Genomic DNA, 13,513 nt, shown 5'->3' on the forward strand with positions numbered 1-13,513 from the left:
GCCTTATTCTTCCGCCAATTTCTCCGACTGTGAGCCGATAAAAGGAATTTTCGGAGCCAGGAAATATCCGGTAAGACTGGCAAACAGTATAGGCACAAAATAAGTAAATCCGGTAAGGGTTCCCAAAATAATGGTTGTACTCATCGGAGTTCTCGTCACACAGGCATTGATGGCAGCCATACAGCTTACAATGGCTAAAGTAGTGTCCACACCCGGAAATACATTGTGAATAATAAGTCCCAACGTGGTTCCAACAAAGAACAGGGGAATGATAAAACCACCTCTCCATCCGGAAGTTACTGTAATGGCAATGGCTAATATTTTAAAAATCAGAACAAGGATCAGGAAGTTTAATCCGAAATTTCCGCCGATCAGCTGATTGATCTCGTTGTGTCCGAAGTATCTTGTGATCGGGAAATTGTACGCAATGATCCCTAAAAGAATTCCGCCCACGAAAGTTTTGATGTAGATCGGAAATTTTCTGTATTCAAAAAGCTTTTTGAAAAACTTCACTACAAAGATAAAGATCCACCCAAACAAAGTTCCCACAACTCCAAATAATGCAGCATATAGAAAATCATAAACTCCCGTATAATGGTAGGCTTTCAGGTCCCAGGTCGCCCCGATTCCCAAGTGAATGATCAGAGCAAACATCAGATAGCTGAAACAGCTTGCTACCAACGCCGGAATAATCGCTTTATAATATTCCACCGCATGTTTATGATGGAGAATTTCCAACGAGAAAAGGCTTCCTCCCAGCGGAGCTCCAAATAATGCCGTAAAGCCTGAAGCCATGCCGGCAATGCTTAACGAGCGAAGTTCCTCCCCTTTTAACCTGAAAATTTTTCCCAGCCAGGTTCCGGTAGATCCCGTTACCTGCACAAGGGGAGCTTCCGGGCCAAGACTTCCTCCCGAAGCCACACAAAAAAGTGACGACAATATCATGGAAGGATTGTTCTTCGGTTCCAGCTTTCCTTTATTGAATCTGATGTTATTGACGATCAGGTGAATTTCTCCGGGATCTCCGATAAAATGGATCACCAATCCTGCCAGCAAACCACAAACCGCCATGGTAGGAATGACTTCCCATCCCTGAAAACGGGTTAAAAATTCGGTAAAATGCTCCAGCACGATCCAATATCCGCCGGCAATGACACCTCCTATCAATCCTGTCACCGCCCACATAAAAAAAGTACGGCTGAATACAAAAGGATTAAATTTGATAGGCTGATCTAAAAGATTGAATGTTCGTATTAACCGTCTTCTCCTGTTGATTTTCATTCTTACATTTTATTTTTAGCAAAATAAAAAATAAGCATTGCCCAGCTTAAGATCATCATCAGACCTCCAAGCGGAGTGATAGGTCCTAAAAATTTAAGGTTCACTCCTAAATAATCCTGCATACTCAAAAAGTAAATGCTCACTGAAAATAAAAATGTTCCTGCAATCATTAAAATCGCTGTCCATTTTTCAGCAGAAGTTTCAAACTTTAAGATATATCCGATGATCAGCAGAAAAAAAGCTGCATACATCTGATATCTTACTCCTGTTTCAAAACTTTCCAGTCTTTCCACCGCTAATATTTTCTTTAAGGCATGTGCTCCGAATGCACCCAGGATCACAGATACCATTCCGTAAACTGCTCCAAAAATCAAAGTAATTGTTTTCATTTTATAACTCTTCTAATTCTAGGGTTAAATATTTTTTTGTTTTATCATCCTGCCAGGTTCCTGAGATTTTGCTCCCATTCATATTTGCATCTACAAAGGCCCGTGGAATCCATTTACCTGCAGCTTCATCGTAATGATCATTTTCAGTGATAGAAATATGATTTCCATTCATTTTTCCGTCCCATGGTATCAGCTTTTTGTTCTTATCATACCAGTAAAATGCATTAAAAGAATCGGGTCCGTTGTTCTCTTCATTCTTATAAAAACGTGTAATAAAAACTGTGACAGGATATTTCCCATCTATTTTACCTTTGTAAAGCTTATTCTGAAAGCTGGTTTTATCTGTTTTTTCAGAACCGGATATTAAATTTTTAGCATAGGGACTCCAATATTTTTCCAGCTCTTTATAAGAAAACTCTATTTCATGACTTCCCAGATCATCAAGCGCTCGCATGGCATGATTCGAACATCTTCCGGCAACAAAAGTCAGCTTGTCTTTTTCAAAAAAATATCTGATATACTCCAAGGTATACTCCGTAAAACAGCCTTCATACATGGCGATCTGATCTTCAGCTTCTTCAGTACGATTTTTCTCGGATTTCAATTTTACAAGAAAATCAGAAATCCTTTTTTTTACTTTTTTCCGGATCATATTTTCAACGGTCTTAGTAAAGCCCGATTGAAACAAATCCTCAGCATTGATGTAATTTCCTGTTCTCAGATCAAAATTCTTCCAGTCTGCAAATTCTTCAGGATAAGCTCCTGAAGCTTCGCCATGAATTCCTATACTCAAAATATTTTTAGGGGTATCCAATTTCTCCCAATCATAAAAATAGACATAGTTGGAATACGAATTCGTTGCCGTAGAAGCAAGTTGAAAAGGATTTCCACCGGAGTCCGGAACATATTCCAATTCGTTTACCTGGAGAAATGTATTGATCTTATGGGCAACCGCCGGATTATCTCCATAGGAAACCACAGGAAACACAAAGTTCTCAGATTTTGGCTGCAGGTCATTTATTTTTACATTTTTCTGCTGCGAAAAACTTAAACCGGAAACCAGCAGAAAAAATAAGATACTCTGTTTCACTGTTTCGATTTTATATACATTAATATAAACTTGGCAACCAGTGTAGAAATCCCCAGTATGATGAAAATATTGGCAAATCTTTTGGAACTTCTGAAACCTTCATGAGTTGTTTTCTTTAAAAAGAATCCAAATAGAAGGAATACTATAGGCAAAATGATCTGTAGCATCAGTTTCCTCTCATTCTGTTAAACTCATTGATCACCTCGTGATGGCTTACCGTTTTATCTTTAAAATACGTTACAAAATGTTGCTTCTCTTCTTCCGTAGCACCCAGCTGGTTCAGGATATTCAACAGATGCATTTTCATGTGTCCTTTCTGAATTCCTGTTGTTACCAGGGAACGCAATGCTCCAAAGTTCTGGGCCAGCCCTGAAACGGCAAGAATACTCATTAATTCCTGTGCTGAAGGTTTTCCTAATAACGCTAAAGAAAACTTGACCAAAGGGTGAAGATTCGTCAGCCCTCCTACGACTCCTACAGAAATAGGAAGATCGATCCAGAACCTGAAAATTCCGTTGTCTGTTGTACAGTGTGTCAATGACCTGTATTGTCCGTCTCTCGCAGCATAAGCATGCGCACAGGCTTCCGTAGCCCTGAAGTCGTTTCCGGTAGCAATTACTACGGCATCTACCCCGTTCATCACTCCTTTATTGTGAGTAGTTGCACGGTAAGGCTCGATTTCCGCAATGGTAACTGCCTGCTTAAATTTAGCTGCAAACTCTTCAGGAGAAATTCCGCTGTCATCCTTCAGGTCTTCCATTTTGCAGGAAACCTCAGCTCTTACGATACAATCGGGGGTAAAGTTGGAAAGGATGTTCATGACGATCTGCAATGAACTCTTTTCTTCCTGAGTAAAATCTTCGCTGACAGCCACTTCCTGTCTCAGCGTTTTACCAAACTGCTCAAGACATGAGTTGATAAAGTTGGCCCCCATTGAGTCTACGGTATCGAAGCTTGCCTTCAGCTGATAATAATTCGGCATTTCCGCAGTTTTATCGATCAGGCTGATGTTTAGAATACCTCCGCCACGTTTTCTCATGTTGGCAGTAATATCTTCAGTCGTTTCAAACAGTTTTTTCTTTAAGCTGAAATTAAAGAAATGTAACAGCTTGTGGGGTTCCACATTAAAAATAAAATGGGTATGCCCCAGCTTTTCCGTGTTGATAATGGTTGTTTTAAAACCTCCTTTGTCGATCCAGAATTTTGCCGCTTTGGAAGCAGCGGCCACTACTGAACTTTCTTCAACGGCCATTGGCAGTGCCAACAGTTTTCCGTCGATCAAAAAATTCGGAGCAATTCCGTAAGGCATATAAAAATTGGAAATCGTATTTTCAGAAAACTCTTCGTGAAGCTTCTGAAGATCGGCATCATCATTCCAATATTGCTTTAATATATGTTGGTATTCCTGATTTCCTTCAAGATATTCGTTTACGAGCCAGTCGATTTTTCCCTGCTTTAGAAGCTTGGAAAAACCTTCGATCGGTTTATGATTCATGATATAAACTTTAATGAGCCGTAAATATAATGATTTTGAGGTTCTATTTTGTTGATAACTTCCATGAAAAAAGATTGATATTTATCAATTTTGGAACTAATTTTGAACCATATTCAGATACAAATTATAACATTCCTTTTAGTAATATGAATTTTGACCGCCTTAAAGAAAAGCTTGAAATCCTTGCAGATGCAGCGAAATATGATGTTTCCTGCTCTTCCAGCGGTGGGACAAGAAAAAATAAAAAAGGTGCTTTAGGAGACAGTTCCGTAAGCGGAATTTGTCATACCTATACGGAAGACGGAAGATGTGTTTCTTTGCTTAAAATCCTTCTGACCAATCACTGCATTTACGATTGTGCCTACTGTGTTTCCAGAAGTTCAAACGATATTAAAAGGGCTGCTTTTACTGTGGAAGAAGTGGTAGACCTTACCATTAATTTTTACCGCAGAAATTATATTGAAGGATTGTTTCTGAGCTCGGGGATTTTCAAAAATGCGGACACTACAATGGAGCGGCTTGTAAGGGTTGCCAAAAAACTTCGGCTGGAAGAAAATTTTAACGGTTATATTCATTTAAAATCTATTCCGGGAGCGAGTGATGAACTGATGCAGGAAGCGGCTTTATATGCAGACCGATTGTCAGTAAATCTTGAAATTCCTACAGAAAGCGGATTAAAACTGCTCGCTCCTGAAAAAAACAGACAGGATATGATCAGCCCGATGCGTTATATTCAGAAAGGGATCAGTCAATATGAAGATGAGAAAAAAGCCTTAAAGAGAGTTCCCAAATTTGCTCCGGCAGGACAGTCTACCCAGATGATTGTAGGAGCAACCAATGAAAATGATCTTCAGATTATTAAGGTGGCTGATCATTTTTATAAAAACTTCAACTTAAAAAGAGTCTACTATTCCGGGTATGTTCCTGTTCTGGAGGATAAAAGATTACCCTCTTTAACGACAGAGGTACCGATGCTAAGGGAAAACAGACTGTATCAGTCTGACTGGCTGATGAGATTTTATGGTTTTAAAGCGGAAGAGATCTTAGACCCGAATGTTCCTTTCCTTGATCTGGAAATGGACCCGAAATTAAGCTGGGCTCTCCGGCATTTGGACCAGTTTCCTGTAAATATTCAAACGGCAGATTATCAGATGATTTTAAGAATCCCGGGAATTGGAGTAAAATCAGCACAGAAAATTGTAAGTGCAAGACGTTTTCAGATTTTAACAATGGATCATTTGAAAAAGCTGGGAGCCGCTGTGAACCGGGCGAAATATTTTATTGATTTTAATGCCGGAAATGCCTATCTGAGGTATTTAACGGATAAAAACTTCAGAAAATTACTGATTGGGGGAAGTTCCTCCAAATTTCACAATCAGTTTTCCCAGCAGCTGAGCTTATTTTGAGCCTTAAAGACAAACATTAATAGTTTATACAAAAAAGATCCTTGTCATTAATGGTATTTATCAGAATGGCAACAAACAACTAAATTGTTACATTTTCAAATTCTCAAATTTTCAAATTAAATCATGACCACCCTACTCTACGACGGAAGTTTCGAAGGCCTTTTCACAGCAGTATTTGAAGTTTTTGAATACCGCTATAAAGATGTGGAAATTTTCAGCAGGGAAAAGTTTTATCAGGAAAATATCTTTGCAGAGATCCATGAAGTCATTACACAAACTGATAAATCTGAAAGGGTTTTACACAAACTGGAGCAAAATATTGAAAAACGGGGAATTCATAAGCTTTTAAAAGTCTTTTTATCAGAAGACCCTGATCTGGAGAGCTTAATTTTATCAGCCGTCAGACAATCGGTAAAACATTCGGGAGAAAACGTTCTGGAAAATTTTGCAGATCCGGATATTTTAAAAATTTCAAAGATCTGCAAATCGGTTGACAGGGAAAGGCACAGGATGACTGCTTTTGTCCGGTTTGAAAAGATGCAGGATGATGTCTTTTTTGCCAAGATAGATCCTGACTTCAATGTTCTTCCATTGATCAGAAAACATTTTAAAGACCGCTATCAGGATCAGAAATGGATGATCTACGACCTGCGAAGAAACTATGGTCTTCTCTATGATCTGGAAAACTGTGATTTCTTTTACCCTGATGAAAAACTCAATTTCAATCAGTATCAGGAGAAATTCCATGATGAGGAGAAGCGTTACCAAACGCTTTGGCAGCGGTATTTTACAAAAACGAATATTGTTGAGCGAAAGAATATGAAACTGCATATTCAGCATGTTCCGAAAAGGTATTGGAAATATCTAACGGAGAAGTGGTGAGGAGTCAGTTTTAATTTTTTTTCCCGTTCATATTTTTTTATATCCCACAGATCGCACAGATTGCTCAGATGTTTATTCTTTATTTTAGTTGTCATTTTGTTTTCAAGGTAAAAATAAGATTCAAGTGATCCTTATATATCTATAAATGGCTTTAATTATATTCTCATATTGTGGATAACTTTTTCTCTTTCACAAATAAAGACAGACTTGCGTAAATCTTTTTTAAGCATTTTATTAACTAAACAGATTCACTCATTAAATTTATGATAGTTACAAATAAAGCATCTTAAAGTCTGACATTGTGGATAACTTTTCAGCCATCAATAACACAGATCCGGACAACTGTTTTTCTAAAAAGAATTAATTCATATTGTGGATAACTTTTTTCTTTTCATAAACTAGATAATTTTGTTTAAATACCATTTTCAGGGATGTTATTTAAGAGCCTGAATTGGTAACAGATACAAACAAAGTTAATTTACAATTCCACATTGTGGATAACTTTTTCACTTCTACAGATAGAAGCCAATTTGCAGGAATGCCTTATCCAGGCATTTTTATTTAGTTTGTAAAATCCTCAGATCTATAAAACGTGAATGAATATTTTTCACATTGTGGATAACTTTTTATTTCTGAATGGTCAGTAAAGCTTTTTAATGCTGATATATTTTTGTTCCCACAGATTAAGCAGATTTTCAGATTCTTTATTGATAGATATGTAAAAAAAATTGATCTTTGTGTTCATTGAGAACGCATGAAAAAAGTTATTACAGGAATCACAGCTCTTCTAATTCTCACAGGCTGCACAAAAGAAAAAATATCAGACCGTTTGCTGGCCGGGCAGGAAAAGAATGAGCATCTCATCACCGAAAATTTAAAGATCAATAAAGATAAAAATACGATCCGGGAAAGGTTTTCTCCACCTGAAGGATATCAATGGGTTGAAGAAAAGACGGAATCATTCGGGTATTTCATTGAATATTTCAGGCTGAAATCCTACGGCAGCCATATTTTACGGTATGATGGCGTTCCCATTTCCACCCAGCATCTTCATGAATCTGTTTTTGATATTGATACCGGAAACAGGGATTTACAACAATGTGCCGATGCCGTCATCCGATTGAGAGCGGAATATCTATATAAGATGAAAAGGTTTGATGAGATTAAGTTTCATTTTACCAGCGGTGATCTCTTCAGCTGGGATGATTATAAAAACGGAACCAGAGCTTTTGTCAATGGAAATTTCGTAAGTTTCAGAAAAACGGCTGGCTTCGATGATTCATATCAGAATTTCAGAAGCTATCTGGATCTGATCTTTAATTATGCAGGTACGATCTCATTAAACAAAGAAACAAAGCCAATAACGAAAAATGCTGATCTGAAAACCGGAGATATCCTGATCACACCGGGGAGTCCGGGACATGTTGTTTTTGTTGCCGGAGTATGTAAGAATAAGGAAGGAAAGAACTTGTTCCTATTAGGTGAAGGCTTCACTCCTGCCCAGTCTATCCATCTGCTTTCCAATCCTTTTAACCGGAATATTTCGCCCTGGTATGACCTTGATACGGTCGCTCCTGAAACGAAAACGGCACGGTATATTTTTAAGCCAACAAATTTCAGAAGCTTTTAATCATTTATATTCAAAACTATTGCGAAGTTACTGCGATAATCTGAACTTGTTTTTGTAAATTTGTGTTCGAAATTTTTTACTAGATGAAAGAAAGTGCTGTAAAAAAGATTGCAGTTCTTACTTCAGGAGGTGATTCTCCGGGTATGAACGCGGCATTAAGAGCGGTAGTAAGAACCGCCAATTACTATAATATCGAATGTTACGGAGTAAGAGAAGGCTACAATGGCCTTATCAACAATGATTTCCTGAAAATGGGAGCTCGTTCCGTAAAAAATATAATCAACCAGGGCGGAACTATTCTAAAGTCTGCCAGATCCACTGAATTCAGAACTAAAGAAGGCCGTCAGAAAGCTTATGACAACTGCGTAAAGCTAGGAATAGACGGAATGGTATGCATCGGCGGTGACGGAACTTTTACCGGAGCCAAGATCTTCAATGAAGAATTCGGAATCAAGGTAATCGGCGTGCCGGGAACTATCGATAATGATATCTTCGGAACAGATAATACCATCGGATATGACACGGCTCTGAATACGGCCATGGAAGCTATCGACAAGATCCGTGATACGGCGACTTCCCACAACAGGGTTTTCTTTGTAGAGGTAATGGGCCGTGATGCAGGATTTATCGCGTTAAACAGCGGATTGGCAACAGGTGCTCTAGACATCCTTATTCCTGAGAAGAAAGACAGTATGGATGATCTTTTTGCCAACTTCAGGAAGGCTGAAAAAACAGGAAAGGCATCCAGCATTGTGGTTGTGGCTGAAGGTGAAAAATTAGGAAGCATCTATGATCTTGCCAACAAGACCAAAGAAGAATTCCCGGAATATGACATCCGCGTAACGGTTTTAGGACACATTCAGAGAGGAGGTTCTCCAAGCTGTGCAGACAGAGTACTGGCCAGCAGACTTGGCTATGGGGCTGTAGTAGGATTAATGGAAGGGCAAAGCAATGTAATGGCAGGAATGCGCTCCAATGATTTGGTATACACTCCTATCGAAGAAGCCATTAAAAAACATAACGAAATCAACAAAGATCTGATGTTGATCTCAGAAATTTTAGCAATTTAATTATTTTATAAATCTAATAAAACAAACTATTATGTCAACAATCAAAGTAGGTATCAACGGTTTTGGTAGAATTGGACGTCTTGTTTTCAGAGCAATGACTGAAAGAGACAACATTGAAGTTGTAGGAATCAATGACCTGATCAATGCAGAATACATGGCTTACATGTTAAAATATGACTCTGTACACGGTATTTTCCCAGGTGAAGTTTCTGTAGAAGGAAATGATCTTGTAGTAAACGGGAAAAAAATCAGAGTCACTGCTGAAAAAGATCCTAACAATCTAAAGTGGAACGAAATCGGTGCTGACTATATCGTAGAATCTACAGGGCTTTTCTTATCTAAAGATTCTGCTCAGGCTCACATCAACGCTGGTGCAAAGAAAGTAATCCTTTCTGCTCCTTCTAAAGATGATACTCCAATGTTCGTAATGGGGGTAAACCACAAGGAACTTACTGATGATATCAAAATCTTATCAAACGCTTCTTGTACTACCAACTGTTTAGCTCCTTTAGCTAAAGTAATTCACGATAAATTCGGAATCGTAGAAGGTTTAATGACCACTGTACACGCTACAACAGCGACTCAGAAAACTGTTGACGGTCCTTCCATGAAAGATTGGAGAGGTGGTAGAGCTGCCCTTAACAACATCATTCCTTCTTCTACAGGTGCTGCTAAAGCGGTAGGAAAAGTAATCCCTTCATTAAACGGAAAATTAACAGGTATGTCTTTCAGAGTACCTACTGTAGACGTTTCTGTAGTTGACCTTACGGTAAGATTAGAAAAAGCTACTTCTTACGATGAGATCTGTGCTGCGATCAAAGAAGCTTCTGAAGGTGAATTGAAAGGGATCCTAGGATATACTGAAGATGCAGTAGTATCTCAGGACTTCGTAGGAGATAAGAGAACTTCTATCTTCGACAAAGATGCCGGTATCATGCTTTCTCCTAACTTCGTAAAACTTGTTTCCTGGTATGACAATGAAATGGGTTACTCTAACAAGTTAGTTGATATGCTTGTGCATGCTGCTTCTTTGTAATTAGTAATAGGCAATGAGTAATATAAAACCTTCCCGATGGGAAGGTTTTTGTTTTACATAATATATCTTAATGATTATTTGATGTAGGCTTTGCCGTTTTATCATTGTCTTTAAAAATACTTATACCTACTCCAAAAGTTAACCAAGGTTTACCTTGATTTTTCCAATTATATATGTTACTATCAAAGATATTGTCAACTCCTCCTGAAACACCAAATTGTACAAAATCAAATTGATACATTAAATTTAATGAGAATGTTACAGCTGCAACTGATATTTTATTATCTAATGGTTTTTCTAATATTGTAGTATTATATTTATCAAGACTAACAGATGATGGTCCCACTCCTACTAATAACGAAAAGACATGTTTATTTGTCCACCAAGGATTTAATTTTGCTCCACCCGCTATAGCCAATGCAAATGTTGGTTCAAAAGTACCATCATTTGGTCTCCATTTAAAGGGATAGACAAATGTTCCCCAAGCAGGAGCAATGCGATTATATATCTTAACAGAAGACACATCAATTAACTTTTTTTCAATTAAAAAATATATCTGACTTTTTGTAACATTATTAAAATTATATCTGTTATAGTCCTCAGAATCTTTATCCCAATCCCAAAAGTAAATTTTATAGTACTCTCCTTCTTCACCTACAATTGTAAATTTGGAATTATGATAAACAGAAGTAGTAGATGTTGATTTTTTTGATATTGAAGAGGCTTCATATTGATGTAAATCTGTAGGACTATTCAACATTCTACTTTCATTTATTAGATTTTGTCCACAAACTGCCCCCACCCATCCAAGCAGAAACAGTAATAAAATTTTTGTTTTCATGATTATTAGTTCTATGGTTAAAGTTTGTTTGAATTGTAATTAGAAAATAAGCAGAACCTCCACTATAAAACGAAATGTTTGAGAAATTGAGCTTCCATGATCATTAGTTTTATATAAAGCTACAATACTTTCCTACCACACGAAATACCACAAAAGGGTGATTTTTTAACATAATTTTATTATTTTTAAGAAAACATTAACCAATGAATAAAAAACACGTGATTCATGCAAAAAAACCACATCCCCTCATTAAAGTATGGAATGATTATCCGGAGATTCTGCAGAATGATAACAGAATATTACCCGTTCCTTCCATTGAGCATGTCATCGGAGAAGTTTTTGCTCCGGGTAAGTTTTATTATTATGTCATTAATTTCGCAGACAGCACAATCTGCAATCACCATGAAGATATTCTGAAAATACACGGGCTCAATAAATACCCTGTACATCTGAAAGAAATTATAGATCTTATACATCCAGACGATATGGAATTTGTAATGGAAGCCGAAAGAATGTCAATAGAAAAAATCAAAGAGATCGAAGGTTTTGATTATCAGCAGGAGTTGAAAACCAGCTATTGCTTCAGAATGAGAACCTCAAAAGGTAATTATGAGCTGTTTCATCATCAGGCTTTACATACATACAAAGATGAAAACGGCAGACTTCTGCAGGCTGTTAATATTCACACCAATATAGGACATATCACTCACCAAAACTCGTATGCCGTCCTGGTATCCGGAATCAACGGACGGGAAGATTTTCATCAGATGCAGTGGTTAAAACATGATAAATCTTCTGAGTCACAACCTGCCGTTTTCACCAAAAGAGAAGTAGAGATCATCAATTGTATCGCCAAAGGATATTCCACAGGAGAGATTTCCCATCTGCTGAATATTTCTGAAGAAACAGTACGCACACACAGAAAAAATATTCTGAAAAAATCTGACTGTAAAAACAGCTCTGAGCTTATCAAAAAGACTTTTGAATGGGGATATCTATAGATGATCAATAATAAGCCTGATAAATCTCACCACAGAGTTTCGGTGCAAAACTTGTATTTTTATAGGTAAAGGAATGAACAATGATACAACCAAGGTTTAAAGACTCTCCGCATTTCAAGGATTTTTGGGAAAGCGGTAACGGAAAGCTGCTTATAGAGTTCTCAGGAGCGGAAGTGAGCTTTAAAGACTTTGAAACATTCTCTTCTTTCTTTTATCATGTAGATAAAATCGGTGACGAGGTTGTAAAAGATGTTTATTTTACAAAAAAATTTCATGAAGCTTCCAGAGAAATCGAACATTACATCAGAAATGGAGTTGCTGAAACAGACAATGTTCCTGAAAGTGTAAAAAAACTTTTTGCTCAAACTCAGAAAGTTCCTGAATGGCTTGATTACGATCTGTTAAAAAGCGGTGCTGAGCTTTGCATGAGAAGCAATCTGGATTCCCTGATCTCATTAAGGGATTATTGCCTGATCGGTGGCTATGACTATGCTTACCTCAACAAACCGCTTATTGTCACTGAAGCCCTGAAAAAAGGAGCTGTAAAACGTCTTTCAGAAACGCTGGATTTTTGGGTAAACGCTACACGCTACCATGCCCTTGAAATTCATGCAAAAGGGTATGAATTTGCCATCAAAACCCGGCTGATCCATTCCTACGCAAGACTCTCCATCAGGAAACATTATAAAGGCTGGGACACTGAAAACTGGGGAGAGCCGATCAATTCATGGGATATGATGGCCACCTACATCGGTTTTAGCCTGGTCTTTCTGCACAGCCTGAAAAAACTGGGAAATACTTTCTCCATTGAAGAAGAGCAAGGGATTTTCCACCTTTGGAAATATGTAGGATATCTTTTAGGTATTCCGGAACAGATCCTTCCTGACAACAAGAAACAGGCTACGGAATATTTTTATTTATGGACATCCGTACAGCCGCCTTCTGATAAAGACTCAATCCTTCTGGCTCATTCTTTACTGAATGAGTCTCTGGAAAACCCCATCTTAAAATTTGAATTCCAAAGGAAAAATCTAAGGTATCTTCATATCTGCTGTACCTGGTTTCTGTTGGATGACGAAGTCTGTAAAAGATTACAGATTCCGGAGGTCCCCAATAAAAAGCTTTTTCCGAAATCGAAGATCATCTTCAATAAAATTTATGACAGCCTGGTAAGCCGTGATATCAGAATAAAAAAAGGGAATAAAGACCAGATGAAAGTCCTGAAAGATTATCTTAACATTACTCAAAATTCAAATTTTCATTAATCATACACATAATATTTTTAAGACACAAAATCAGAATTTTTTTCATTTTTGCCACGAATGCCTTTAGATTTGCAAAAGGATTTAGTATTAAATTAGATAATAATTAAATTCTGAAGAACCAGAGAAA

12 protein-coding genes are annotated in these 13,513 nt (G+C 37.5%); 7 read left to right on the forward strand and 5 right to left on the reverse strand.

What is annotated here, in order from left to right:
• Positions 1-3: 3 nt before the first annotated feature.
• From AC4IF5_RS11840 to AC4IF5_RS11855, 4 genes are all read right to left on the reverse strand, one after another.
• Positions 4-1,281, reverse strand: coding sequence for a chloride channel protein (locus tag AC4IF5_RS11840; protein WP_490734738.1), 1,278 nt, complete (start codon positions 1,279-1,281; stop codon positions 4-6).
• A 2-nt stretch (positions 1,282-1,283) separates the two neighbouring features.
• The gene (locus AC4IF5_RS11845) at positions 1,284-1,670 is read right to left on the reverse strand and encodes a DUF423 domain-containing protein (RefSeq protein WP_490734740.1); all 387 of its coding nucleotides are present in this window, start codon (positions 1,668-1,670) and stop codon (positions 1,284-1,286) included.
• A gap of 1 nt (position 1,671) precedes the next feature.
• Positions 1,672-2,760: a hypothetical protein gene (locus AC4IF5_RS11850; protein ID WP_490734742.1), complete on the reverse strand. Its 1,089-nt coding sequence runs from the start codon at positions 2,758-2,760 to the stop codon at positions 1,672-1,674.
• 166 nt (positions 2,761-2,926) lie between these two features.
• The gene (locus AC4IF5_RS11855) at positions 2,927-4,255 is read right to left on the reverse strand and encodes a hydroxymethylglutaryl-CoA reductase, degradative (protein ID WP_490734744.1); all 1,329 of its coding nucleotides are present in this window, start codon (positions 4,253-4,255) and stop codon (positions 2,927-2,929) included.
• A 146-nt stretch (positions 4,256-4,401) separates the two neighbouring features.
• Here AC4IF5_RS11855 and AC4IF5_RS11860 point away from each other — a divergent pair, with 146 nt between their 5' ends.
• From AC4IF5_RS11860 to gap, 5 genes are all read left to right on the forward strand, one after another.
• Positions 4,402-5,661 (forward strand): putative DNA modification/repair radical SAM protein, encoded by a 1,260-nt coding sequence (locus AC4IF5_RS11860; protein WP_490734745.1) that lies wholly within the window; start codon positions 4,402-4,404, stop codon positions 5,659-5,661.
• 123 nt (positions 5,662-5,784) lie between these two features.
• A complete protein-coding gene (locus AC4IF5_RS11865; protein ID WP_490734747.1) occupies positions 5,785-6,543 on the forward strand; it encodes a TIGR03915 family putative DNA repair protein in 759 nt (252 codons plus the stop codon).
• Positions 6,544-7,297: 754 nt separating this feature from the next.
• A complete protein-coding gene (locus AC4IF5_RS11870) occupies positions 7,298-8,173 on the forward strand; it encodes a DUF4846 domain-containing protein (protein WP_490734749.1) in 876 nt (291 codons plus the stop codon).
• A gap of 83 nt (positions 8,174-8,256) precedes the next feature.
• Positions 8,257-9,243 carry a 6-phosphofructokinase gene (gene pfkA / locus AC4IF5_RS11875; RefSeq protein WP_490734750.1) on the forward strand — a complete coding sequence of 329 codons (987 nt, stop codon included), beginning with the start codon at positions 8,257-8,259 and terminating at the stop codon, positions 9,241-9,243.
• A gap of 31 nt (positions 9,244-9,274) precedes the next feature.
• A complete protein-coding gene (gap, locus tag AC4IF5_RS11880) occupies positions 9,275-10,279 on the forward strand; it encodes a type I glyceraldehyde-3-phosphate dehydrogenase (protein WP_062697648.1) in 1,005 nt (334 codons plus the stop codon).
• A gap of 67 nt (positions 10,280-10,346) precedes the next feature.
• On the opposite strand, the gene AC4IF5_RS11885 is transcribed toward gap, so the two are convergent.
• Entirely contained in the window at positions 10,347-11,120 is a 774-nt protein-coding gene (locus AC4IF5_RS11885) for a hypothetical protein (RefSeq protein ID WP_490734752.1), read from the reverse strand.
• Between the two features lie 203 nt (positions 11,121-11,323).
• On the opposite strand from AC4IF5_RS11885, the gene AC4IF5_RS11890 reads away from it, so the two are divergent.
• Both AC4IF5_RS11890 and AC4IF5_RS11895 read left to right on the forward strand, forming a co-directional pair.
• Positions 11,324-12,121, forward strand: a complete 798-nt coding sequence (locus AC4IF5_RS11890) for a response regulator transcription factor (protein ID WP_490734754.1) — start codon at positions 11,324-11,326, stop codon at positions 12,119-12,121.
• Positions 12,122-12,201: 80 nt separating this feature from the next.
• Entirely contained in the window at positions 12,202-13,386 is a 1,185-nt protein-coding gene (locus tag AC4IF5_RS11895) for an oxygenase MpaB family protein (protein ID WP_490734756.1), read from the forward strand.
• Positions 13,387-13,513 lie beyond the last annotated feature (127 nt).

The organism is Chryseobacterium sp. UF-290 (assembly GCF_058245615.1).

Excerpts from the sequence above, each read along its gene's own strand:
- AC4IF5_RS11855 (WP_490734744.1), bottom strand. The coding sequence starts at position 4,255 with ATGAATCATAAACCGATCGAAGGTTTTTCCAAGCTTCTAAAGCAGGGA.
- pfkA (WP_490734750.1), top strand. The coding sequence starts at position 8,257 with ATGAAAGAAAGTGCTGTAAAAAAGATTGCAGTTCTTACTTCAGGAGGT.
- AC4IF5_RS11860 (WP_490734745.1), top strand. The coding sequence starts at position 4,402 with ATGAATTTTGACCGCCTTAAAGAAAAGCTTGAAATCCTTGCAGATGCA.
- AC4IF5_RS11890 (WP_490734754.1), top strand. The coding sequence starts at position 11,324 with ATGAATAAAAAACACGTGATTCATGCAAAAAAACCACATCCCCTCATT.
- AC4IF5_RS11845 (WP_490734740.1), bottom strand. The coding sequence starts at position 1,670 with ATGAAAACAATTACTTTGATTTTTGGAGCAGTTTACGGAATGGTATCT.
- AC4IF5_RS11895 (WP_490734756.1), top strand. The coding sequence starts at position 12,202 with ATGATACAACCAAGGTTTAAAGACTCTCCGCATTTCAAGGATTTTTGG.
- gap (WP_062697648.1), top strand. The coding sequence starts at position 9,275 with ATGTCAACAATCAAAGTAGGTATCAACGGTTTTGGTAGAATTGGACGT.
- AC4IF5_RS11865 (WP_490734747.1), top strand. The coding sequence starts at position 5,785 with ATGACCACCCTACTCTACGACGGAAGTTTCGAAGGCCTTTTCACAGCA.
- AC4IF5_RS11840 (WP_490734738.1), bottom strand. The coding sequence starts at position 1,281 with ATGAAAATCAACAGGAGAAGACGGTTAATACGAACATTCAATCTTTTA.
- AC4IF5_RS11885 (WP_490734752.1), bottom strand. The coding sequence starts at position 11,120 with ATGAAAACAAAAATTTTATTACTGTTTCTGCTTGGATGGGTGGGGGCA.
- AC4IF5_RS11870 (WP_490734749.1), top strand. The coding sequence starts at position 7,298 with ATGAAAAAAGTTATTACAGGAATCACAGCTCTTCTAATTCTCACAGGC.